Here is a 23,706-nt window from a genome sequence, read left to right as displayed (position 1 = left end):
CGTGGAGTGGCAATGAAGCTGGGTTCTCTGAAAGAGGGCGGCCGCGACGGCACGCTGGTGGTGGTGTCGCGCGACCTGTCGCGCGCCGTGCGTGCGACCGGGATCGCGACGACGCTGCAGCAGGCGCTGGAAGACTGGTCGAACGCGGCGCCGCGCCTGGTCGCGCTGGCCGCCGCGCTTGACGCCGACAGCGCCGACGGCAGCTTCGATCTTGAACCTGCGCAGCTGGCAGCACCGCTGCCGCGCGCCTACGAATTCCTCGACGGCAGCGCCTACCTGCCGCACGTGGCGCGCGTACGCCGTGCGCGCGGCGCCGAGGTGCCGGAGAGCTTCTACACCGACCCGCTGATGTACCAGGCGACCAGCGCCGGCTTCCTTGGCCCGCGTGATCCGGTGCGCGTGACCAGCGAAGAGCACGGCATCGACCTCGAGGCCGAGATCGTGGTGATCACCGACGACGTGCCCATGGCCGCCACGCCGGAACAGGCCGCCGGCCACATCCAGCTCATCGGCCTGGTCAACGACGTCAGCCTGCGCAACCTGATTCCCGGCGAGCTCGCCAAGGGTTTCGGCTTCCTGCAGTCCAAGCCGCGCTCGGCGCTGTCGCCGGTGTTCGTGACCCCGGACGAGCTCGGCGACGCCTGGCGCGGCAACAAGCTGCACCGCCCGCTGGTCACCCACGTCAACGGCGAATGGTTCGGCGCGCCCGAGGCCGGCGTGGACATGCAGTTCGACTTCGCCCAGCTGGTCGCGCATGCGGCGCGGACGCGGCCGCTTTCCGCCGGAACCATCGTTGGTTCGGGGACGATCGCCAACGAAGACACCTCGCTGGGCGCCTCGTGCTTCGCCGAACGGCGGACCGTCGAGGCCCTCGAGCACGGCGCGCCGAAGACGCCCTTCATGTCCTTCGGCGACCAGGTGCGCATCGAGATGTTCGATGCCGATGGTGCTTCGATCTTCGGCGCCATCGAGCAGCGCATCGAGCACCAGGCGGCACCCTGAGGCGAAGGGCGGGTCGCGCGCCGGATGCGCGGGCCCGGCCGGCCGGAGGGCGTTGTGGCAGGGATTGATCAAGGGGAGAGCATGGCGGCCGACAGCGACACGGGGACGGACGGAACTGGCAACGGCAACGGGACCCTTTGCCTGCATTCGTACTGGCGTTCAAGCGCGGCCTATCGCGTGCGCATCGGCCTCAACCTCAAGGGCCTGAAGTACGACACCGCCGCCGTGCACCTGGTGCGCGGCGGCGGTGAACAGCATGGCGCGGAGTTTGCCGCGCTCAATCCCCAGGAACTGGTGCCGGTGCTCCAGCATGGCCAGCGCAACCTGCGCCAGTCGCTGGCGATCCTGGAATACCTCGATGAAATGTGGCCGGAGCCGCCGCTGCTGCCGGCCACCGCGCGCGACCGCGCACGGGTGCGGGCGCTGGCACAGGTGGTGGCCAGCGACATCCATCCGCTCAACAACCTGCGCGTGCTGCAGTACCTCGAACACGATTGGGGCGTGCCCCAGCCCGAGCGCGAGGTCTGGGTGAAGCATTGGATCGACAAGGGCTTCCGCGCGCTCGAGGCGTTGCTGGCGGACAATCCGTCCACCGGCGAGTTCTGCGACGGCCACCAGCCGACGATCGCCGACTGCTGCCTGGTGCCGCAGGTCTACAACGCGCGCCGCTTCGGCATCGACATGGCCAGGTATCCCATCATCGACCGCATCGAACGACACTGCCTGGCGCTGCCGGCCTTCGACGCGGCGCGCCCGGAGCGGCAGCCCGACGCACCGGTAGGCTGACGCGCACCGGTGGGGTGAAGTTGCACTGCGATCGCGGTCATGGCCGCTTCCACCGCTCGCCGGCCCCTCAGCGCTCGCCGGTGTCGAAGATCTCGGCGTAGGGGTCGTGCTCGCCGTCGCCGCCTTCCGACAGCCGGAACTTGAGGTCCAGGCCGTCGCGCGAGTCGGCGGCGCGCAGCGCGGTCTCGCGCTCGATCCGGCCGTCCTTGTAGAGGCGGAACAGGCACTGGTCGAAGGATTCGATGCCTTCCTCCAGCGATTCCTCCATCGCCTGCTTGATTTCGTGCACCTGGCCGCGTCGCAGCAGGTCGCGGATCATGGGCGTGTTGATGAGGACCTCGGTCGCCGGCATGCGGCGGCCGTCGATGCCCACCACAAGGCGCTGGCTGACGACCGCCTTGAGGTTGAGCGACAGGTTCATCAGCACGTTCTTGTGCGCGGCCTCGGGGAAGAAGTTGAGGATGCGCTCGATGGTCTGGTCGGCATTGTTGGAATGCAGCGTGGCCAGGCACAGGTGACCGGTTTCGGCGAAGGCGATCGCGGCCTCCATCGTGGTCGCATCGAGGATCTCGCCGATGAGGATGACGTCGGGTGCCTCGCGCATCGCATTCTTCAGTGCGTTGTGGAAGGCGTGCGTGTCGAGCCCGACCTCGCGCTGGTTCACGATCGACTTCTTGTGCCGGTGCAGGTACTCGATCGGATCCTCGATGGTGAGGATGTGGCCCGCCGTGGTGCTGTTGCGGTGGTCGATCATCGACGCCAGCGTGGTCGACTTGCCGGAGCCGGTGGAGCCGACGATCAGCACCAGCCCGCGCGGGGCCATGATGATGTCCTTCAGCACCTGCGGCAGCTGCAGCTCCTCGATTGTCGGGATCACGCTGCGGATCGCGCGGATCACCATGCCGACTTCGCCGCGCTGCTTGAACACGTTGACGCGGAAGCGCCCCGAGTCCTGCAGCGACAGCGCCATGTTCAGCTCCAGGTCGCGCTCGAACTGCGGCACCTGGCCCTCGTCCATCAGCGAATAGGCGATTTTCTTGACCATGCCGGGAGGCAGGCCGGTATTGCCGAGGGGATAGAGCTTTCCCTCGACCTTGATGTACACCGGCGCGCCGGTGGTCAGGAACATGTCGGAGGCGTTCTTCTCCGTCATCAGCTTCAGGAAGTAGCCGATGTCCATCGTGGGATTCCCCTATCGCGCCGCACCGGATGTTTGCGATCCGGGCGGATGCTGTTGACAATGGCCGTGCGTCCCCTTTCCCCGCGGCGGCCCCCTTATGCGCACAAGCTTCGCACACTTCCAAATCCGCCTGCATGGCGCATGTCTCGTTCTTGCGGTCGCGCTTGCCGGCTGCGCCACCCTGCCGCCGCCCACGGCCGAGCTTTCGGCCGCCCGGGAGGCGGTGGCACGCGCCGATGCGGCCGACGCCCAGCAGTACGCCCCGCAGGACCTGGACCGGGCCCGCACCGCCCTGAGCCGGGCCCAGGCGGCCATGACCGCCGGCAAGGAGCGCGATGCCCGCGCCCTCGCGGGGCTGTCGGAGGCCTCGGCCGACCTTGCCAGCGCGCGCAGCGCACAGGCGCAGGTCGATTCCACCCTGGCCCAGCGCCGCGCCGAGGTCGCTTCGCTGCGCCGGAGCCTGGGCATGGAGGACCAGCGATGAGCCGCCTGCTGCTTGCCGCGGCCCTCGCGGCCCTTCTGCTGCCGGCTTCAGCCCTGGCCCAGCAGTCGCACGCGGCGGCCGCCGACGAAGGCCGCGCGGCGCTCGATGCCCGCCTGCTTGCACTCGACGCAGACCCGGAACGCCGGTCCCTGGCGGCCTACGAGCGCCTGCGCGCGCGCCAGGCAGTCGATGCCCTGGCTGCTGCACGCGGGGCGCAGGCCCGGACGGATGCCCGACACGTGGCCGAGTGGCGGACCGAGATCGCGGAGATCGCCGCCGCGACCGAACTGTCCCGGCGCGAGGTGGAGCGTCTGGACCGCGAGCGCAGCGAACTCCTGGTCGAGGCCAGCCGCCAGGACGCCGCGCGCGCGCGCGCAGAAGCCGAGCGCCTTCGCATCCAGGCGCAGATCCAGGCTGAAGAGGCCGAGCGCCTGCGGCTCGAGGCGGAGATCGAGTCCGGCGCCCGTCAGCGCGCCGAGGGCGTCCTGGACGATGTCGCCAGCACCCAGGCCGCGCGCCTGCGGGCGGCCCGCGAGCGCGAGGCCGAGCTCAAGCGCCAGGAAGCCGAACTGCTGAAGTCCCTCGAAGACCCGCGCTGAGCGCGTTCGGGGTCGCGCCGGCGCAGTGCGGAGCCCATTCCGGCCCCCTTCCTGAACCTTCGCCGGCCCCGGTATGGAAGGGCGCGGCCCGCGCCCTTGCCGCCCCTGCCGGGGAAGAGTAGGGTCGAATCAAGAGGCCGGTTCCGCCACGCGGCGCCGCCTCGCTGAAGGGACGGTATCGTGACGGACAGCAGCGACTCCAATGGGAACGTCGCCGCGGGCAAGCCCCCGCGGAGGTTCCCGAGGGGCCGTGTCTGTGTCCTGCCACTGCCGTTCCACTCGACACGCCCCGTGCCTCCAGGCCCGGGGCGTTTTTGCATGCCCGCGCGGCACGCATGCGCGGGCCAGGCTGAAGGAGGTCTCCATGTTCGAAGGGCAACCCCAGACGGAACTCGACGCGCTGTTCAGCAAGAATCCCGAGTTCAGGCGCCTGTACCACCACCACAAGGAGCTGGACAAGAAGGTGCTGGACGCCGAACTCGGCGTGCTGCCGATGGACGACACCACGCTGTCGCGGATGAAGCGCGAGAAGCTTGCCGCCAAGGATCGCCTGTCCACGATGTACCAGGCGCTCGACCACTGATCGCCGGATCCCCCACGTAAGGTCGAAAGCTGTCGCGGGCGGCGGCGCCCATCCTCGTCGGTCGCTGCCGCCCGCATTTGTGGCCTGCCACAGGCCCCGCACGGCCCACGCGCGTTTGCGCGCGATGCGATAATCGGCGCCCCGTCTTGCATTGACAGGTTGCCCGACATGCCGATCCACGAATCCGTCCTCGGACTCATCGCCGATACGCCCATCGTCAAGGCACAGCGCCTCGATGCAGGCGGCTGCGAGCTCTTTTTCAAGCTCGAAAGCCAGAACCCCGGCGGTTCGATCAAGGACCGCATCGGCATGAGCATGATCGAGGCCGCCGAGAAGCGCGGCGACATCAGGCCCGGTGACACCCTGGTCGAAGGCACCGCCGGCAACACCGGCATCGGCCTGGCGCTGGTCGCGCAGCAGAAGGGCTACAAGCTGGTGCTGGTGGTCCCGGACAAGATGAGCCGGGAAAAAATCTTCAACCTCAAGGCCATGGGCGCCGAAGTGGTGCTGACCCGCTCGGACGTCGCCAAGGGCCACCCCGACTATTACCAGGACCTGGCCGAGCGCATCGCGCGCGAGACCCCGGGTGCCTATTTCATCAACCAGTTCGGCAACCCCGACAACCCGGCCGCGCACGAGTTCGGCACCGGTCCCGAGATCCTGCGGCAGATGGCCGAGGTCGGTGGCGTCGATGCCGTGGTTTTCGGCTGCGGCAGCTCCGGCACCATGAGCGGCCTGTCGCGCTGCTTTGCCGAACATGCGCCGGAAGTCGAGATGATCCTTGCCGATCCGGTGGGCTCGATCCTGACCGAATACATCAACGAGGGCACGCTGTCGGAGAAGTCGGGAAGCTGGATGGTCGAAGGCATCGGCGAGGATTTCCTGCCGACCATCTCCGACTTCAGCCGGGTGAAGAAGGCCTACGCGATCAGCGACAAGGAGAGCTTCCTCGCCGGGCGCGAGCTGCTGGCGACAGAGGGCATCCTCGGCGGCTCCTCCACCGGCACCCTGCTGGCCGCGGCGCTGAAGTACTGCCGCGAACAGACCACGCCGAAGAAGGTGCTGGTGTTCGTGTGCGACACCGGCAACAAGTACCTGTCGAAGATGTACAACGACTACTGGATGCTCGACAACGGCTTCATCGAGCGCGAGCAGCATGGCGACCTGCGCGACCTGATCCTGCGCCCCTACAGCCAGAAGGACACCGTGGTGCTTGCGCCCGGCGACCTGCTGGTCACCGCCTACCAGCGCATGAAGCTGTACGAGATCTCGCAGCTGCCGGTGATGGACGGCGAGCGCCTGGCCGGGATCCTCGACGAGTCCGACGTGCTGCTGCATGTCTATGGCGACGAAGCCCGCTTCCGCGACCCGGTATCGACGGCGATGGTCAGCAAGCTTGAAGTGCTGGACGTGAAATCGCCGGTCGAAGCCCTGCTGCCGGTGTTCGATGCCGGCAAGGTGGCGATCGTCACCGATGGCGACCGGTTCCTGGGGCTGATCACCCGGATCGACCTGCTGAACTGGCTGCGGAGGCGCGCCGGCTGAAGGCGCACCCCGCCCGGCGGCGGGGTCGGCGAAGGGTCGGTTTCGCCGGCTCCGGTTGGGGCCGGGTTGGCACGCCGATGCTACAATTTGCGGTCTTTTCCAGCGGAATCACAGGCATGCAGGACGATCACGGGCAGGCCCGGGCGAAGGCCGCGGGCTGGGGCCACGGCACCAGGGCGATCCATGCGGGGCAGTCGCCGGATCCGTCGACCGGCGCGGTCATGACGCCGATCTACGCGACGTCGACCTATGCCCAGTCCAGCCCTGGCGTCCACCAGGGCTTCGAATATTCGCGCACCCACAACCCGACCCGCTTCGCCTATGAGCGCTGCGTGGCGGGACTCGAGGGCGGAAGCCGCGGTTTCGCCTTCGCCTCGGGGCTTGCGGCGTCCTCCACCGTGCTCGAGCTGCTGGACAGCGGCGACCACGTGATCGCCATGGACGACCTTTACGGCGGCAGCTATCGCCTGTTCGAAGGCGTGCGCCGGCGCAGCGCGGGGCTGGACTTCAGCTTCGTCGACCTCACCGACCCCGCCGCCTTCGAAGCCGCGATCACGCCGAAGACGCGCATGGTCTGGGTGGAAACCCCGACCAATCCGATGCTCAAGATCGTCGACCTGCAGGCGATCTCCACGATCGCGCGCAAGCGCGGCCTGCTGATGCTGGTCGACAACACCTTCGCTTCGCCGATCCTGCAGCGCCCGCTGGAGCACGGCGCCGACCTGGTGCTGCACTCGGCCACCAAGTACCTCAACGGCCACTCCGATATGGTCGGCGGCATGGTGGTGGTGGGCGACAACGCCGAACTGGCTGAAAAGCTGGCCTACCTGCAGAACTCGGTGGGCGCGGTGCAGGGGCCGTTCGACAGCTTCCTCGCCCTGCGCGGCCTGAAGACGCTGCACCTGCGCATGCGGGCGCACTGCGACAGCGCGCTGGTCCTGGCGGAGCGCCTGCAGCGCCACGCCGCGGTCGAGGGCGTGATCTACCCCGGCCTGGCTGCGCACCCGCAGCACGCGCTCGCCGCGCGGCAGATGGACGGCAGCGGCGGCATCGTCTCGGTGCGCATCAAGGGCGGCTACGAAGGCGCGCAGCGGTTCTGCGAGCGCCTGGAGCTGTTCACCCTGGCGGAGTCGCTGGGTGGCGTGGAAAGCCTTGCCAACCATCCGGCGGTGATGACGCACGCCTCGGTGCCGGTGGAGCGTCGCGCGGCGCTCGGCATCGCCGAAGACCTGGTGCGACTGAGCGTGGGCGTGGAAGACGTCGCCGACCTGTGGGCCGACCTGGACGCTGCGCTGGGTGCCGTTGCTCCATGACGCATGCGCGCGAAGCGGCGCCAGGACGCATCCCGGATGCGTCCGCGGCGCTCGCACTCGCTATCGCCGGCGTGCTGCCGGAAGGTGACGCCGCACCACGCCTGAGTTATCGCAGCGTGGGCGATGGCTACGATGATGCCCGCGTGGTGGCCGGCCGCGTGATTGCGGTTGGCGATGGCGTCCAGCTGGGATTCGACCTGCCGGCCGCGCCGATGGACTACATCCTGCTCGAGCCGGCGGCGGTGCCCGGCAGCTATCGCATTCCGCACATGACGTGGGCGGGAGAGACAGTGGCCGACCTCCGGCGGCGGGTGATGGTTGGCGGGGGCGCCGGGGACCATGCCGGTCCCGAAGGCGTGCGCATCGAGAACGGCCACGGCCGGCCGGCGGTCGAGTTCGATGTCCGTGGCCTTGCCGGTGGCGAAGGTGGTCGGCGTATCGAGCTGCTCCTGCAGCGCGGTCCCGATGGCGCCGCTGCCGCGGACGCCGTCGCGCAGCTTGCGGACCGCCTGTCGCGGCAACACGCCCTTGGCCATGCCGGTATCGCGCGGCTGGGAAGGGAGCTCGCATCCGCTTCCGATCGCATCGGCGACGTCATCGATACCGTCTCGGGCCTGCCGGCGGTCGCTGCCGGCCAGCTGCAATTGGGTGCCCGGCTTGATGCCCGGCTTGATGCCCTCGAGGCGGCGGTCGAAGGACGTGCCGCGGAACGATCGCTGGCCGGGCTCGTCGCCTTCATCGAGCGCACAGCTGCCGAGCGCGTTGCCGCCGAAGCCGCTGCCGCGGAAGCGTCGGCGCGCGACCTGGAGGGCATCCGGCGCGCGCTTGACGAACTGCGGGAGCAGGTTGATCGCGTGACCAATTCGGTGGAGAACGTTTTCTGGCGCCGCTGGCTCCGACGCCTGCGCAGAGGTGGCCGGTGAGCGCCGCGACACAGGACGTCCTGGTACGCCAGGGGCCGGTGCGGCTCGATCATGACCCGCTCAACCAGCTGCAGCCGCTCGAGGATGGTTGCTGGCTTGCTTCGGGCAATGACCCGCATTTCAGTGTCGACGTACCCCCGGAGTACCGGAAGGCCGGCATTGTCCGGGTAACCGCCGAGCTCGACGGAGAGTGCCTTGAGCGGCCCTGCGTGTACTTCGATACCGGCCACGGGTGGACCGAAGCCGGCCGCGTCGAACTGCGGCCCGACGGTCCCGGCTTTTGGGCCGCGGTCGTGCCGGTCACGGCGCTTGCCGGAGCGGCCCGCTTCGATCCCAGCGAGCACGCGGGCCGGTTCCATTTTCGCGGACTGCGGATGGAACGGCTCGACCCGGCCGGGTTGCTGCTGGACCTGATCGCCGAGGATTCGGCCGCATTCCCGGCGTCGGCCGCGGCGGTGCTTGCGCACGCCATGAAGCTGGGCCAAGCGGAAGGAAAGCAGGCGGCGTGCGAATGGCTGCTGTCGGGCGGTGCCGGACGCCTGCGGGAACCGCCAGGCTCCTATCCGGCCTGGATCAGCGCACATGACACCCTGCCTGGCGGGGCGCTGGAAGCGTTGCGCGGCAAGCTGCGTGCGATGCCGGCGCGGCCGCTGCTGTCGCTGCTCCTTCCCCTGCATGGCGCGAGCGACGACCAGCTCCGCGACTGCGTCGGCTCGGTGCAGGCGCAGTGCTATCCGGACTGGGAACTGCTGCTGGTCGGTGATGAAGCAGCCTCCCGATCCCCGTTCGTCGAGGCCGCGCTTGCGTCCAGCAGCCGCATCCGGCGAATTCCGGGACGTGCGGATGATGTCGCCGCGTGGAACCGGGCGCTTGAAGTCGCCGCCGGCAGCTTCCTCTGGCTGGTCGAGGGTGCACCGCTGCTGGCGCCGCATGCCCTGTTGGCCGTTGCCGAAGCGGCGGCAGCCCATCCCGACGCCAGCATGGTGTATTCCGACTGTGACCGGATCGACGCACTGGGCCGGCGTCATTCCCCGAGCTTCCGCCCGGCCTGGAACCCGGGCCTGTTCCTGTCGCGCGACTACGTCGGCGGCACCGCCTTGCTCAATACCCGCCTTGTCCGCGCGGCCGGCGGCTTCCGCGCCGACCATGCCCCGGCCGTGGGCGGGGACCTGGCGCTGCGCTGCCTCGACAACGGCGGGCGGCCACGACACCTGCCGCTGGTGCTCTCGCACTGGCCCGACGCCGGCGGCCCGGACCAGGCCGCGGTGGCCGTGGCGCGCCGCGCCGCGCTGGCCGGTCAACTCGGTGACCGCGTGCTCGCGGTCGAAGCCGCTGGCGACGGCGCGCGCCTGCGCTGGCCGCTGCCGGAGCCTGCCCCGCGTGTCAGCGTCATCATCCCCACGCGCGACCGGGTCGACCTGCTGCGCCAGTGCGTTGAAAGCATCCTTGCGCTGAGCACCTATCCGGACATCGAGCTGCTGGTCGTGGACAACGGCTCGGTCGAGCCCGCGGCGCTGGACTATCTTGCCGGGCTCGAGTCGCGGCCGCGGGTGCGGGTATTGCGTTACGACCGTCCGTTCAACTATTCCGCGATCAACAACTTCGCCGTGGGGGAGGCCAGCGGCGAGGTGCTGGCACTGCTCAACAACGACATCGAAGTGCTGACGCCGGGCTGGCTGGAAGAGATGGTCGCCAACGCGCTGCGCCCCGGCGTGGGTGCGGTGGGCGCGATGCTCTATTACCCGGACGACACCATCCAGCATGCAGGCGTCGTCGTCGGGCTTGGCGGCGTTGCCGGGCACGTGTATTCGCGCCAGCCCCGGGGCGCAGCGGGCGAGGAAGGGCGGGCGAAGCTTGCGCAGGACCTTTCCGCGGTGACGGCCGCCTGCCTGGTGGTGCCCAGGTCCGCATGGCTGGAAGTTGGAGGCCTGGACGAAGGTCTGGCCGTGGCGTTCAACGACATCGATTTCTGCCTGCGGCTGGGCAAGGCCGGCTATCGCAACCTGTGGACTCCGCACGCGGAGTTCTACCACCACGAGTCCGCCAGCCGGGGCAGCGAGGACAGCGAGGAGAAGCAGCGGCGCTTCCACTCCGAAGTGATGTTCATGGTCGAGCGCTGGGGGGACCAGCTTGACGATGACCCGGCCTACAACCCGAATCTTTCACTGCAGCATGGTGCGGCAAACGAACTCGCATCCCCGCCGCGCAGCGGCCTGCGTCACTGGCTTGGCCACATGGGCGTGGTCGTCGAATCGCCCCCCGAAGAAAAAGGACGTTGGATTCTCCGATGAAGGAACGTGACGCGGTCCCCCCGGCCGCCGGGGCCATCGTGCTGCCGCTGCGGCCGCACAACCACCTGCGCAATACGGCCGGCGACAGCTGGGAGGCCCTGGGCAACGACCCGTGCTTCCACTGCCTGCTGCCGGAAGCTGGGATCGAGGCGGGCTGGTATGAAGTCGATGTCGACCTGGAGCTGCTTCAGGGGCCCGGCATGTGGAGCTATTTCTACCCCGACTACGGCGATCCCGATCTCGAGCGGCACAAGATCCACGCGCCCCTGCGCGACGTCGGAGGCGGCAGGCGGAGGGCGATCGTGCTGTTCACCAACCACGTGCGGCGACTGCGCTTCGACCCCGCGCTGGCGGTCTGCAAGTTCCGCATCCGGGACCTCCGCCTGCGGCGCGTGACGCGAAGGGTCGCCGCGGCAAGCATGCTGCGCGCGCTGTTGCTGCAGGGGCCGGCCGGCATCGGCAAGCGGGTACGCAGGGCCGGGTCATTGCTGCTGAAGATGGTGTCCGGTGGTCCATCCGCGTTCGCCGGCTATCTCAATGCGCTGTATTCCAGCCCGCCGCAGGGCCACGCGCGCGTGGGTTACGAAACCTGGATCGAACTCTACGATCCGCAGACGCCCGAAGTGCTGGAAGGCGTGCGGCGTGAAGCATCGGAGCTTCCGGTGAAGCCGCTGTTCTCGATCATCGTGCCGGTCTACGACACCGGGGAGCGCTGGCTGCGCAGGTGCGTGGACAGCGTCCGCGGGCAGGCGTACGAAAACTGGGAGCTGTGCCTCGCCAACGATGCGTCGCCGTCGCCCCACGTGCGCAGGCTGCTGGATCGCTTCGCCGGGGAAGACGCGCGGATCAAGGTCGTCCACCGCGACAAGAACGGCCACATCTCCGCCGCTTCCAACAGCGCGATCGGGATCGCGACCGGTGACTGGCTGGTGCTGCTCGACCACGACGACGAGTTGCATCCGGCTGCGCTGGCGGAGCTGGCCGGCGCGATCAATCGCTTCCCCGACTGGAAGCTGGTGTTCACCGACGAGGACAAGATCGACGCGGAAGGTCGCCGCTTCGACCCGTACATGAAGGCCGACTGGAACTACGACCTGTTCCTCTCGCACAACTGCGTCAGCCACCTCGGTGCCTACGACGCCGCCCTGATACGCGAGATCGGCGGCTTTCGCATTGGCATCGAGGGCAGCCAGGACTGGGACCTGGCGCTGCGCTGCATCGAGCGGATCCGTCCCGACCAGATCGGGCATATCCCCAAGGTGCTGTATCACTGGCGGGCGATCGAAGGTTCGACCGCGCTTGCGCCCCAGGAGAAGGACTACGCGCACGACGCCGGCCTGCGGGCGATCGGCGAACACCTCGAGCGGACTTCGTCGACGGGGCGGGTGGAGGACATCCCGGGGCAGCGTGGAAACTATCGCGTGCGCTATGCGCTGCCGGAGCCCGCGCCCCTGGTGAGCATCATCATTCCCACCCGGGACCGCGTCGAGCTGCTGCGTGCCTGCGTCGAGTCCGTTCTCGAGGAAACGACGTACCCGAGCTACGAGATCATCGTCGTCGACAACCAGTCGCGCGAAGAAGCGACACGCGACTACTTCGCCTCGCTGGCCGACGAGCCTCGGGTGCGGGTGATCGCGCACGACGCGCCGTTCAACTATTCCGAAATCAACAACCGTGCCGCTGCCGAGGCCCGGGGCGCGCTCCTGTGCCTGATGAACAACGACATCACCGTCATCAGTCCAGACTGGCTCGAGGAAATGGCGGCGCATGCGTGTCGACCGGGGGTCGGTGCAGTGGGCGCGATGCTGTACTACCCCAACGACACCATCCAGCACGCCGGGGTGATCATCGGCGCGCACGGCGTGGCCGCGCACGCCTATTCCGGACATGGGCGCGGCTATCCGGGGCACATGAGCCGCGCGCGCCTGATCCAGGAGCTGAGCGCGGTCACAGCCGCGTGCATGGTGGTTTCACGCGAGGCTTTCGAGCGCATCGGCGGCCTGGACCCGCAGCTCAGCGTTGCCTTCAACGACGTCGATTTCTGCCTGCGCCTGCGCGAAGCCGGCTACCGCAATATCTGGACGCCCTTCGCCGAGCTCTACCACCACGAGTCAGCCACCCGTGGCTACGAGAATTCGCCCGAAAAGGCGGGGCGGTTCAACGGCGAAGTGGTGTACATGCGCGACCGCTGGGGCGAGGCCTTGCAGTACGATCCCGCCTACAGCAACAACCACAGCGTGACCGACGAGCTGTACCAGCTGGCTTTCCCGCCGCGCACGACATGGCCGGGTCCGTTGCTGCGATCCCGCGGCGACTGAGGCGCATGGTTCCCGGTTTCCGACACCTGTCCAATTTTTCCGGAGACGTTATGAAGAAGATGATCCTGATGGCTCCCGCGATCGCAGCGGTGCTCATCGCGGGCTGCGGCGCCGATCCCCAGACCAGCGCCGACACCGCACCGCCGGCCGCCGCCGCCGCCGTCCCCGCTGTCGACGTCGTACCGGCCCCGTATGCGATGGCCGCCGATGCCCCGACCAGCGGATATTGCGCGCTCGATTCCGCGAACGGCCAGCGTGGCGAGGTCGTGACCCTTCCGGGTTCCGATGTCGCCGTGTTCGGCGGCTGGGCGGCTGACGCCGAAAAGCAGGTTCCGGAAGGCGCGCTGTTCGTGTTCGGCAACGGCGCGGACAGCCATGCCGTCCCGCTGGTCGCCGGCGCCAACCGTCCGGACGTTGCCGCAGCGCTTGGCAGCGAGGCGCTCGCCCAGGCGGGCTTCAACCTGCGGCTCGACCTTGCCGGCATCCCCGCTGGCAGCTATGACCTGTCGGTGGTCACGGACCCGGCGACGTCCGCGCACTGCGACCTCCGGACCAGGCTGGTGATCGAGTGACGGCAGCCGGCCACGCCGATGTCTGATCCCGTCGTCATGAGTCGCGGGCAGGGATGGTGGTGGGCGCGACTTCTGGCGCCATTCTCCGCCCTGGGGGCCTATCGCGACCTCACCCGCGAACTGGTCCTGCGCGACATCCTCGGTCGCTACCGCGGCGCCACCTTCGGGCTGTTGTGGTCCCTGCTGGGTCCGCTGATGATGCTGATGATCTACACGGTCGCATTCGGGGAAATCCTGGGCAGCCGCTGGCAACAGGCGTCAGGGGGTGATGCGCCGTTCGGCGTGGTGCTGTTTCTCGGAATCATGGTGCACGGCTTTTTCGCCGAATGCCTCGGCCGCTCGCCGCGGCTGATGGTCGACAACGCGAATTACGTCAAGCGCATCGTTTTCCCGCTGCACATCCTGCCGTGGACGGTGATGCTCTCGGCGGCCTTCCACCTGGTGGCCAACGTGCTGGTATTCGCAGTGCTGGCGACGATACTGGCGGGCACGTTCTCGCCGTGGATCTTCCTGGTTCCGGTGGTCGTCCTGCCGCTGGCGCTGCTTGGAGTGGCGATGGGCTGGCTGCTGTCGTCGCTGGGCGTCTACCTGCGTGATCTCAGCCAGGCCATGCCGGTGGTGGTCACCGCGCTGCTGTTCCTGTCTTCGGCGATTGTTCCGGTGGACGCCCTGTCCGAGAAATACCAGCTCGTGTTCCAGCTCAATCCGCTGACGTTCTTCATCGACCAGGTGCGTGAAGTCGCTCTCTGGGGACGGCTGCCCGACTGGAGCGGGCTGGCCTGGCGCGGCGTGGCCAGCGTGGTGGTGCTGTACCTGTGCTACGCCTGGTTCCGGGTCAGCAGCCGGGGGTTCGCAGATGTCGTCTGAGACGGTCATCCGCCTGAGCGGCATCGGCAAGTCGTTCCCGATGTTCGACAAGCCCTACCAGCAGCTGCTGCACGTGCTGGCGCCGTCGCTGAAGCCGGTGAAGCAGTTCCACGCGCTGCGCGACATCAATCTCGACATCCGCCGCGGCGAAAGCATCGGCGTGATCGGCCGCAACGGATCCGGCAAGTCGACCCTGCTGCAGATCATCGCGGGGATCCTCCGGCCCAGCAGTGGCGAGCTGCAGGTGTCGGCGCGGATCGCTGCGCTGCTCGAACTAGGCGCCGGCTTCAACCCCGAGTTCACCGGGCGCGAGAACGTGCGCATGAATGCCAGCCTGCTTGGCCTGACCCAGCGGCAGATCGACGAGCGCATGGACCAGATCCTCGCCTTCGCCGAGATTGGCAGCCACGTCGAACAGCAGGTGAAGACATATTCGAGCGGTATGTTCATGCGCCTCGCCTTCGCCGTCGCGGTGCATACCGATCCCGACGTGCTGATCGTGGATGAAGCACTGTCGGTCGGCGACATCTATTTCCAGCGCAAATGCTTCAAGCGGATCGAGCAGATGCGCCAGGAAGGCTGCACGCTGCTGTTCGTCACGCATGCGGTCGACTCCATCCTGCAGCTTTGCGACCGGGGCATCGTCCTGGACGGCGGACGGCTGGTGTTCGACGGCGATACCCAGCCGGCGGTGAAGCAGTACCTGAAAGTGGTGTTCGGCGAACTGCAGGATGACGCGGCGCCTGCGTCCGACGAAGCGGTGGTTGAAGGTGCCGCGGCGACAGGGACGGGCGCGAAGGTGGAAGCCACGCAGGCGGACCTGGACCGTGCAGAGATCGAAGCCTTCATGGCCGCCGGCCCGCGCGAGCTGATGGCGACCCGACCCGGATACAACCGCGACGAGACGCGCCTCGGCGACGGGCGCGTGCGGACCGTGGACTGCATGGTGGTCGGCGGGCACGGCAACGGCCCGATGGTGCCCGCGCGCGAGCCCTTCCGCATGCTGGTGCGCTACCACGCGCCCGAAGCAATGGATCGCCTGATCTTCGGCCTGCGCGTGCTCACGGTTACCGGGGTGGTGGTCTACAGCTCCAACACCATGGTCTCGCGCGGCGAACTGTACGGCTGCGATGCCGGCACGACCCTCGTCGCGGAGTTCGGCCTCCGCTGTGCCCTGCTGCGCGGGCAGTATTTCGTGACCGTCGGCGTATCGCAGCTGGACGAGGACGGCCATGAGATCCATGCCATCGACCGCAGGACCGACGTGCTGATACTCACCGTGACCGGCGAGCTCAACCACGCCGAAGGCGTCGCCGACATGGAGGCCGGCTTCGGTTTCGAAGCGCGCACCGGCGGGATCCGGGTGATGCAGTGAGCGGCTGGCCCGCCGAGCGGCTGCTGGTGTCGTCGGTCAATGGAGGCGGCGTGTTCCTGCTCGGGCCGACCGGGGTCGAGCGCTGGTCACGGGTGGACACGGTCGGCATGTCGCTCGTGCCGACCGGCGCGGTGCTGGCCAGGCAGGCCGAAGGCATCGCCGAGCTGCGCTGGTTGCGCGGCGGTGAATCGATACGGGTGAAGCTGGCAGACCGTTCCCTGGATCTCCACGACGTCCGCCGGCACGGCGACCGTATCCACGTCGTGGCAACCCAGGCCAACGCAATCCTCGAGTTGGACGCGGATTTCGCCACCCTGCGGAACTGGGCGTTCCCGGGCGAGGAGGATTCGCAGCACATCAATTCCGTGTGCATGCACGAAGGTCGCCTGCTGGCCTCCAGGTTCGGGCGCTTTGCCACGCAAAGGGGCTACAAGGGCGCCACGCGCGGGGCCGGGGAGGTCTTTGACGTCGAAACCGGCGAAGTGCTGGTTGCCGGCCTGTGCCAGCCGCATTCGCTGGTGTCACACGCAGGCCTCCTGTGGCTGTGCGACTCGGAGGCGCGCACGCTGCGCAGCTACCGCGGGTTCGAGGCGGTCGGGGCGCTCGAGCTGGATGGCTATGTGCGAGGCCTGGCATTCGGTGTTGGCGGCATGCTCTACGCGGGACTCAGCCGCAGCCGGAACGCCGAGCCCGGCGAGCTTGGTTCGGCGTGCGTGGTGGCAATCGATACCGGAAGCATGCGCGAGCTTGCGCGCATGGCCTTGCCGGCGAACGAGGTCTACGAGATCGTCGTCGTGCCGCCAGCGGCGCTGGATCAGTTGCGTACCGCTGCCTTCGCCGATGCCATCGCGGAATACGACACCATGGTCGATGCCAGGAACAGGGCGGCAGGCAACGTGCTGGCCGAACTGCAGTCGCTGGCCGCCGTCCACCACCAGGCGAACCTGCGGATCGCCGCGCTCGAATCCGAGGCTGCGGGCACCCGTGTCGCGCTGGATGCAGCGCGGCGTGCACTGGCCAGCGCAGAGGTCCGCGCGCGGGAAGACTCTGCCTGGGCGGCGGTTCTCGAAGCAGGGCTCGCCGACATGGCGCCCACTTCCGCCGACGCCGTGGCAGTGCTGGCGTCGCGCACCGGCGTCCCGGTCACCGGGCTGGACTTCGAAGCGCACGAGGCACCGCTGGTGTCGATCCTGGTGACTTCGTACGGCAAGTTCGAGCAGACGCGGGCCTGCCTCGAGTCGATACGTGGGGCCGGCTGCGCCGTCCCGTACGAAGTGATCCTGGTTGAAGACGCCTCGGGTGAAGCCGAGATGGACCGCTTCGCGACCGTGCCCGGCCTCCGCTACCGGCGCAACGACGCCAACCTCGGCTTCCTGCGCTCGGTCAACGCCGCGCTGCCGCTGCTGCGCGGCGAGTACGTGCACCTGCTCAACAACGACACGGTCGTCAGGCCCGGCTGGCTGGACGGGCTGCTGCGTTCGTTTGCCCTTTTCCAGGACTGCGGCATGGCGGGTTCGATGCTGGTGTATCCGGACGGCCGGCTGCAGGAGGCGGGCGGCATCGTCTGGTCCGACGGCAGCGGCTGCAATATCGGCCGCGATGGCGATGCGAGCGATCCCGCCCACGCTTCGGTGCGTGAAGTGGACTACGTATCCGGGGCTTCGATCATGCTGCGGACCGGTGTGTTCCGCGAGCTTGGCGGCTTCGATGAGCGCTACGCACCGGCCTATTACGAAGACACCGACCTCGCGTTCCGCCTGCGCGAGCGCGGGCTGCGCACCTATTACCAGTCCGGCTCCGTGGTCGTGCACCAGGAGGGGCTGTCGCACGGCACTGACGTCGGTGGGGGTGGAAAGTCCTGGCAGGCGCGCAACCACCAGGTGTTCCGCGAGCGCTGGGCGACCGAACTGCAGCGTGCCCAGGTCGCGCCCGGGGAGCACGTGCTGCTGGCCCGCAGCCGCGCGCAGCTCAAGAAAATGGTCCTGGTGGTCGACGCCCTGCCGCCGCACACCGACGTCGACGCCGGGTCGCGGGCGATGTGGCAGTTCATGCGCCAGCTCTGGCTGCATGGCCTGGAGGTCAAGTTCTGGAGCCACCAGCGCGAGAACGACCAGCGGCACCTGGACCTGCTGTCGATGCACGCCATCGAAGTGGTGGGCAACGGTGCCGGCGGCCGGGACTTTGAAGCGTGGATGCAGGCCAACGGCCGCTACCTCGACTACGTGGTCCTGAGCCGGCCGCACGTTGCCAGCGACACGATCAACGATATCCGCCGCCACTCGGACGCGAGCGTCCTGTATTACGGGCACGACGTGCATTACCTGCGCCTGCAGCGCGAGCGCGAAGTGCTTGGCGACGGCGGCGACGCCGCCGGCGTTGGCATGAAGATGATGCAGGAGATGGAGCGGCGCATCTGGGTGGAAGCCGACCTGGTCCTGTATCCGTCCGTCGACGAGACCGCCTGCGTCAGGGAATGGCAACAGGCCAACGGCGCGCGCGGAGACGCCGCGACCATCCCGCTGTTCGCATACGATGCGCCAGCCCCGCTGCCCGAAGCCTCACACGAGGTGCTGCACGGCCGCGACACGGTGCTGTTCGTCGGCGGGTTCCAGCATGCCCCAAACGCCGATGGCATCACCTGGTTTGCCGAAGAAGTCTGGCCGCTGGTGCGGCGTGAACGCGCGAACCTGCGGCTGGTGGTCATAGGCGCAAATCCCAGCGAGCGGATGCTTGCCCTTGCGGATGACGGGATCGAGGTTGCCGGTGCCGTTTCCGAGTCCGATCTCGTCGCCGCCTATGCGCGCGCGCGCGCGGTCGTGGTGCCGCTCCGCTTCGGCGCAGGCATGAAGGGCAAGGTGCTCGAGGCGATGCACCTGGGCGTGCCCTGTGTCACCACATCGGTGGGCGCGCAGGGCCTTCGCGACGCCGCCTGCCTGGCCGTGGCCGACGACGCGGTGGAAATGGTGGATGCGCTCGTGCGAGCGGCCGACGACGATGCGTGGTGGATGCAGGCATCGAAAGCTGGCCAGGACTTCATCAGCGCGCGCTTCTCGCCGCAGGCGGTGTGGGAAGCGATCGCGCCGGTGGTGGACGACACACCGTACGCGAGCGTGGCGGAGCGCCTGGCCCGCCATGGCGGAAACGGCTAGCGCGCTTCCACCACGCCCCGGGACTGGACGAGCCGCGTATCGGCCTGGCCCTGTGCCAGCCGGGCCCGCAGCAAGTCCACGCGGATGCGCTCCTGCAGCTTGCGGTTGGTGGCGATCAGGTCCGCGAGCAGTCCGCACATTGCGGCCAGCGCGGACAGGGTCAGCAGCAGCGACGCGAGGATCAGCGACTGCACATGGCCGCCGCCCTGCCCGCTGAGGTAGTGGTACACGAACCGGACGCCGATCAGCACGCCCGGCGCGGCCAGCAGCACGGCCAGCCAGAAGAAGAAGAACATCGGGCGATATGTGACGAACACGCGGAAGATCGTCACCAGCGAGCGCCGCACGTAGCTCGAGATGCTCTTCACCAGGCGCGAAGGGCGCAGGTCCTCGTTGGTGCGGACGGGTACCGAAGCGATCCGCATGTTGCTCTGCCCGGCCTGGATGATGGTCTCGAGCGTGTAGGTGTAGGGGTTGAACACGTTGAGCCGCATCGCGGTTTCGCGCGAAATCGCACGGAAGCCGCTGGGGGCATCTGCGACGTCGGTCTTGCTTGCCATGCGCACCGCCCAGCTGCCGAGGTGCTGCAGCTTCTTCTTGATCCAGGAGAAGTGCTCGGTCTCGCTGATCGGCCGCGCGCCGATGACCATGTCGGCCTCGCCGGCCAGGATCGGCACGGTCAGCTGGGGAATGTCGCGGGCTTCGTACTGGTTGTCGGCGTCGGTGTTGACGATGACGTCGGCCCCCAGCGAGAGACAGGTGTCCATGCCGGTCATGAAGGCGGCGGCCAGGCCGCGGTTGACCGGATGGCGGACCACGTGGTCGACGCCGAGGCTGAGCGCGAGTTCCGCGGTGCCGTCGGTCGAGCCGTCGTCGATCACCAGCCACTCCACCGCATCGAAGCCGGCGACTTCACGCGGCAGCGCTGCGATCGCGATGGCAAGGGTGCCTGACTCGTTGAGGCAGGGGATCTGGATGATCAGTTTCATGGTGTTCCTGGTTCAGATGGGTGTGGGCGCGCTCACGGGGCCGGCGGCGCACATCCTGCATGCGACAGCTGTGCCATCGAGCCGTCGCTCTGTTCGGCCAGCAGCCGGATGTCGCACGGGGTGGTGCCCGGGGGAAGATTGTCGATGCTGAACTGGAAGCCCGAGCTCGCCAAGGGCTTTGAACCGAGCGCCTCTGCGACATCCAGCCTGGGCTTGCCGGTTCGCGCAGTGCCTACGACCTGGCCATCCGTGAGCACCAGGATGCCTGGAGCCGGCGTGAGATCGGCCTTGTTGGCCGCCCACCCCCGCAATCTTGCCGTGCCGTCCGACACCGTGATGCTGTCCACGTAGCCGGCCTGGGCGCCGTTGAGATTGAGCTGGACATCAAGCGGTGTGACCCCGGTGGCGGCAGGGTAACGGAGGGCTTCGACATTCGCAGCCAGCTGTGCGCGTACCTGCAGTCGGGTAGTCATCGAGGGCGCGACGCTCAGCAGCAGGGCTGCTGCGAGCGCGAACGTCGCCAGCAGTGCCTTGCCAGCTGCGGCGTTGCGGCTCTGAAGGAAGCAGAAAATGAAAATTGCCGGCAACGCATAGCCGTAGTAGCGCGGCTGCATTCCCGAAAGAACTCCGGCGTTCAGATGCGAGTTCCAGACAACCAGGACATGGGCCAGCACGGAGGTCGCGAGTGCCAGCATGAAGGCATTGGTCATCCAGGCATCAGGAGCGCGCCGGCTCCTGTAGGCGCTCAGCAGCCAAGCCAAGAGCGGCGCTGCCAGCATTACCCAGAACAACACTCCCCATCCGTCCAGCGGCGACAGGGAAGCGTGGGAAGTGATTGTCGGCAGTCGTCCCATCATCTGCCGGGTGAACTCGGCTGCGAACGACCAGAATGACAACGGGTGTGCCGGTGGATTGGGGGGGTACAGCGCCATCGCATTGGGGAACGGCGAGCCATAGGCGAAAATCGCATAGAGGTAGTAGGCGCTGCTGATCAGGGCAACGCCAGCCAGAGCCGCCAGCAGATGCCGGTTGCGCAGAGGGCTCGAGGCATGGCGCAACTGCGGCAGGGCCCAGATCACGAAAAACAGGCACAGGAAAAGGGCCGCGGTAGCCTTGCTGAGAAAGGTCGTGAGAACGCCGAGCGCGCCGATGTACGGCGCGATCCGCGGCCAGTACCTCAGCTGGACCAGCCCGTAGAATGCGATCGCAACCCCCAGGTAGGCCAGGTTGTCGTTGTTGATGCTTCCCGCCAGGAACGGAACCATCGGTATCGCGTTGGTCGCGGCGGCGATGGCGATCAGCCAAGACGTCGGCATCCCGAGTCCGCGTCCGGTCAGCATCCACAGAAAAATGCCCAAAGCGGCCATCACTGCGCTCAGCGCCCGATAATTCCCGTAATCAGCCACTACGGCCCAACCGAGCGCGCGACCGGTCAGGCCAAGTACGCTGTAGTAGAGAGGTGGATGGTTCAGGTAGTTGCCCCGGGACTCGCCGGGCAGGATCTGCGAACCTGCGTAGTCCGGGATCAGGCGTCCCTCGGTTGCGATTTCGTGCACATAGGTCGCGTGTGCCCACTCGTCGGGCGAAACGCCCAGGGCGGTGTCCTCCAGGGATATCCAGGCGCTTCCGAATGAGAACAACGCGATTGCCAGCGCCAGCAGAAGATCACGCCACCGCGTGGAGGTACCTTGCATACCGCCCGGTGGCATCGTTCCTGTCATGTCTTGGCTCACCTGCATATCGTTTCCATTCCTCGTCGTCCCGACCATGGTCCAGCCGAGGGGGCAGCTGCTCGAGCCATCGCGCTGACCGCTCCGATTCCATATTGTGCGTCATGGAGTCGGGACGAAGCCTCTCGTTCGTGCCAATCCGTGTGGCAACTTCCGTACGACCCGGGTGCGTGCGTTGGCCCTTGGCGGCCCCGTGATGGCCCGGACCAGTGTTTCCGTGCTGCCGCGGATTTTAGCCGTCATCGTCCAGCAGCGCGAACTGCCAAGTGGAAATGGCACCAAAGGGCAGTGCCGGCCTGTGAGAGCGGGGGGTTAGACTCCCGGTTCCGGATCCAATGGACGCAAATCGCCATGCTCGATGAAGCAGTGCACACGCATACACCATCCCCCAGCACCGGCAGCAAGCACTATCCGGATGCCGCCACGGCCCTGGCCGGCCTCGTGGCGGATGGCCAGGTTCTCGCTGTCGGCGGCTTTGGTCTGTGCGGGATCCCGGAAGCGCTGATCGCGGCCCTGCGTGATTCTGGAGTGCAGGGCCTCACCGCCATCTCCAACAATGCCGGCGTCGACGGCTTCGGCCTTGGCCAGCTCCTGGAAACGCGGCAGATCCGCAAGATGATTTCGTCCTACGTAGGTGAAAACAAGGAGTTCGAGCGCCAGTTCCTGGGTGGCGAGCTTGAACTCGAGTTCAACCCGCAGGGCACCTTGGCCGAGCGCCTGCGCGCTGGCGGCGCGGGGATCCCGGCGTTCTTCACCGCTACCGGCTACGGCACCGTGGTCGCGGACGGCAAGGAAACCCGCGAGTTCAACGGCAAGCACTACGTGATGGAGACTGCGCTGATCGCCGACCTTTCGCTGGTCAAGGCCTGGAGGGCCGACACGGCCGGCAACCTCGTGTTCCGCAAGACCGCGCGCAACTTCAACCCGGCCTGCGCGATGGCTGGAAAAATCTGCGTGGTCGAGGTGGAGGAGCTGGTGGAGTTGGGTGATCTCGACCCGGACCAGGTCCACCTGCCCGGAATCTACGTCGATCGCATCGTGGTCAACGCTGCGCCCGAGAAACGCATCGAGCAGCGCACCGTGCGCGAAGGAGGCAAGTAATGGCCTGGACCCGCGACCAGATGGCGGCGCGTGCCGCGCGCGAACTCGCCGACGGCATGTACGTGAATCTCGGCATCGGCCTGCCGACGATGGTCGCCAACCACATTCCGGAGGACGTGGACGTGTGGCTGCAGTCGGAGAACGGTCTGCTTGGCATCGGCCCGTTCCCGAGCGAAGACGAGATCGATGCCGACCTGATCAACGCCGGCAAGCAGACCGTCACCGCACGCAAGGGCGCCAGCTACTTCGGCAGCCATGATTCATTCGCGATGATTCGCGGCGGCCACATCGACCTGGCCATCCTCGGCGCCATGGAGGTCACCGGCCGTGGCGACCTCGCCAACTGGATGGTGCCCGGCAAGATGGTCAAGGGCATGGGTGGCGCCATGGACCTTGTGGCCGGCGTGAAGCGGGTGGTGGTGCTGATGGAGCACTGCACGAAAAACGGCGACCCGAAAATCCTGCCCGAGTGCACCCTGCCCCTGACCGGCGTCGGGGTGGTCGGCCGGATCATCACCGACCTGGCGGTGTTCGACGTCACGCCCGAAGGGCTGAAGCTTCTGGAAACCGCCGAGGGCGTGGACGAGGCCCGGCTGAGAGAGTGCACGGGCGTCGCCTTCATGGTTGACTGAATGGGCCTTGGGGGCGTGGAGCGCGATTCGGACGCCCCGCTCACGGGCGAACGCTGCAGCGAAGCCCACGCAAGGGTAGTCTTTAAGACCCTGTACCCCGAGCCCGGACCCATGGCCCCTCGTTCAACGCCTTTCCTGGTCACTGCGCTGGCAATCACTCTGCTGGCAGCCTGCGCGCCCGAATCCCCAACAACCCCTGCCGGCACGACCGATGTCGCAGTAACAGCGGTCACGGTCGAAGCCGGACAAGCCGCGACTGCTGCGGCG

The 23,706-nt window shown here is 67.8% G+C and carries 19 protein-coding genes; 16 read left to right on the top strand and 3 right to left on the bottom strand.

Annotated elements, in window-relative coordinates; translation table 11 throughout:
* The first annotated feature begins 12 nt into the window (after positions 1–12).
* Both WCE37_RS11555 and maiA read left to right on the top strand, forming a co-directional pair.
* Entirely contained in the window at positions 13–1,002 is a 990-nt protein-coding gene (locus WCE37_RS11555) for a fumarylacetoacetate hydrolase family protein (RefSeq protein ID WP_343279507.1), read from the top strand.
* A gap of 81 nt (positions 1,003–1,083) precedes the next feature.
* The gene (maiA, locus tag WCE37_RS11550) at positions 1,084–1,788 is read left to right on the top strand and encodes a maleylacetoacetate isomerase (RefSeq protein WP_343255046.1); all 705 of its coding nucleotides are present in this window, start codon (positions 1,084–1,086) and stop codon (positions 1,786–1,788) included.
* A 67-nt stretch (positions 1,789–1,855) separates the two neighbouring features.
* Here the strand turns inward: maiA and WCE37_RS11545 are convergent, their stop codons facing one another.
* The gene (locus WCE37_RS11545) at positions 1,856–2,968 is read right to left on the bottom strand and encodes a PilT/PilU family type 4a pilus ATPase (protein ID WP_343279506.1); all 1,113 of its coding nucleotides are present in this window, start codon (positions 2,966–2,968) and stop codon (positions 1,856–1,858) included.
* 97 nt (positions 2,969–3,065) lie between these two features.
* On the opposite strand from WCE37_RS11545, the gene WCE37_RS11540 reads away from it, so the two are divergent.
* The 12 genes from WCE37_RS11540 to WCE37_RS11485 all read left to right on the top strand — a co-directional run bounded on the left by WCE37_RS11540 (position 3,066) and on the right by WCE37_RS11485 (position 18,987).
* Positions 3,066–3,452: a DUF4398 domain-containing protein gene (locus tag WCE37_RS11540; protein WP_343255044.1), complete on the top strand. Its 387-nt coding sequence runs from the start codon at positions 3,066–3,068 to the stop codon at positions 3,450–3,452.
* Positions 3,449–4,051: a hypothetical protein gene (locus WCE37_RS11535; protein WP_343279505.1), complete on the top strand. Its 603-nt coding sequence runs from the start codon at positions 3,449–3,451 to the stop codon at positions 4,049–4,051. The genes WCE37_RS11540 and WCE37_RS11535 overlap by 4 nt, the downstream gene beginning before the upstream one ends.
* Positions 4,052–4,415: 364 nt before the next feature.
* Complete coding sequence (locus tag WCE37_RS11530) at positions 4,416–4,634, top strand: YdcH family protein (RefSeq protein ID WP_343255042.1); 219 nt, start codon at positions 4,416–4,418, stop codon at positions 4,632–4,634.
* 168 nt (positions 4,635–4,802) lie between these two features.
* Positions 4,803–6,179, top strand: coding sequence for a pyridoxal-phosphate dependent enzyme (locus WCE37_RS11525; protein WP_343279504.1), 1,377 nt, complete (start codon positions 4,803–4,805; stop codon positions 6,177–6,179).
* 116 nt (positions 6,180–6,295) lie between these two features.
* Positions 6,296–7,492 carry a cystathionine gamma-synthase gene (locus tag WCE37_RS11520; protein WP_343279503.1) on the top strand — a complete coding sequence of 399 codons (1,197 nt, stop codon included), beginning with the start codon at positions 6,296–6,298 and terminating at the stop codon, positions 7,490–7,492.
* Positions 7,489–8,415: a hypothetical protein gene (locus tag WCE37_RS11515; RefSeq protein WP_343279502.1), complete on the top strand. Its 927-nt coding sequence runs from the start codon at positions 7,489–7,491 to the stop codon at positions 8,413–8,415. The genes WCE37_RS11520 and WCE37_RS11515 overlap by 4 nt, the downstream gene beginning before the upstream one ends.
* Positions 8,412–10,706 carry a glycosyltransferase family 2 protein gene (locus WCE37_RS11510; protein WP_343279501.1) on the top strand — a complete coding sequence of 765 codons (2,295 nt, stop codon included), beginning with the start codon at positions 8,412–8,414 and terminating at the stop codon, positions 10,704–10,706. Before WCE37_RS11515 ends, WCE37_RS11510 begins: the two co-directional genes overlap by 4 nt.
* Positions 10,703–13,024, top strand: coding sequence for a glycosyltransferase family 2 protein (locus WCE37_RS11505; protein ID WP_343279500.1), 2,322 nt, complete (start codon positions 10,703–10,705; stop codon positions 13,022–13,024). Before WCE37_RS11510 ends, WCE37_RS11505 begins: the two co-directional genes overlap by 4 nt.
* A 50-nt stretch (positions 13,025–13,074) precedes the next feature.
* Positions 13,075–13,596 carry a hypothetical protein gene (locus WCE37_RS11500; RefSeq protein WP_343279499.1) on the top strand — a complete coding sequence of 174 codons (522 nt, stop codon included), beginning with the start codon at positions 13,075–13,077 and terminating at the stop codon, positions 13,594–13,596.
* A gap of 18 nt (positions 13,597–13,614) precedes the next feature.
* Positions 13,615–14,463, top strand: coding sequence for an ABC transporter permease (locus WCE37_RS11495; RefSeq protein ID WP_343279498.1), 849 nt, complete (start codon positions 13,615–13,617; stop codon positions 14,461–14,463).
* The gene (locus tag WCE37_RS11490; protein ID WP_343279497.1) at positions 14,453–15,838 is read left to right on the top strand and encodes an ABC transporter ATP-binding protein; all 1,386 of its coding nucleotides are present in this window, start codon (positions 14,453–14,455) and stop codon (positions 15,836–15,838) included. The genes WCE37_RS11495 and WCE37_RS11490 overlap by 11 nt, the downstream gene beginning before the upstream one ends.
* Positions 15,835–18,987 carry a glycosyltransferase gene (locus tag WCE37_RS11485; RefSeq protein ID WP_343279496.1) on the top strand — a complete coding sequence of 1,051 codons (3,153 nt, stop codon included), beginning with the start codon at positions 15,835–15,837 and terminating at the stop codon, positions 18,985–18,987. The genes WCE37_RS11490 and WCE37_RS11485 overlap by 4 nt, the downstream gene beginning before the upstream one ends.
* Here the strand turns inward: WCE37_RS11485 and WCE37_RS11480 are convergent.
* Both WCE37_RS11480 and WCE37_RS11475 read right to left on the bottom strand, forming a co-directional pair.
* Entirely contained in the window at positions 18,984–19,976 is a 993-nt protein-coding gene (locus WCE37_RS11480; protein WP_343279495.1) for a glycosyltransferase family 2 protein, read from the bottom strand. The genes WCE37_RS11485 and WCE37_RS11480 overlap by 4 nt on opposite strands.
* A 32-nt stretch (positions 19,977–20,008) precedes the next feature.
* Positions 20,009–21,709: a hypothetical protein gene (locus WCE37_RS11475; RefSeq protein WP_343279494.1), complete on the bottom strand. Its 1,701-nt coding sequence runs from the start codon at positions 21,707–21,709 to the stop codon at positions 20,009–20,011.
* 348 nt (positions 21,710–22,057) lie between these two features.
* Between WCE37_RS11475 and WCE37_RS11470 the strand changes: the two genes are divergently transcribed.
* A complete protein-coding gene (locus tag WCE37_RS11470) occupies positions 22,058–22,807 on the top strand; it encodes a CoA transferase subunit A (RefSeq protein WP_343279493.1) in 750 nt (249 codons plus the stop codon).
* Positions 22,807–23,439 carry a CoA transferase subunit B gene (locus tag WCE37_RS11465; protein WP_343279492.1) on the top strand — a complete coding sequence of 211 codons (633 nt, stop codon included), beginning with the start codon at positions 22,807–22,809 and terminating at the stop codon, positions 23,437–23,439. The genes WCE37_RS11470 and WCE37_RS11465 overlap by 1 nt, the downstream gene beginning before the upstream one ends.
* Positions 23,440–23,706 lie beyond the last annotated feature (267 nt).

Source organism: Luteimonas sp. MJ250 (genome assembly GCF_039548455.1).
Lineage (GTDB): Bacteria > Pseudomonadota > Gammaproteobacteria > Xanthomonadales > Xanthomonadaceae > Luteimonas.
The sequence above is the reverse complement of the archived record's forward strand: the minus strand, read 5'-3'. Positions and strand labels throughout refer to the sequence as shown.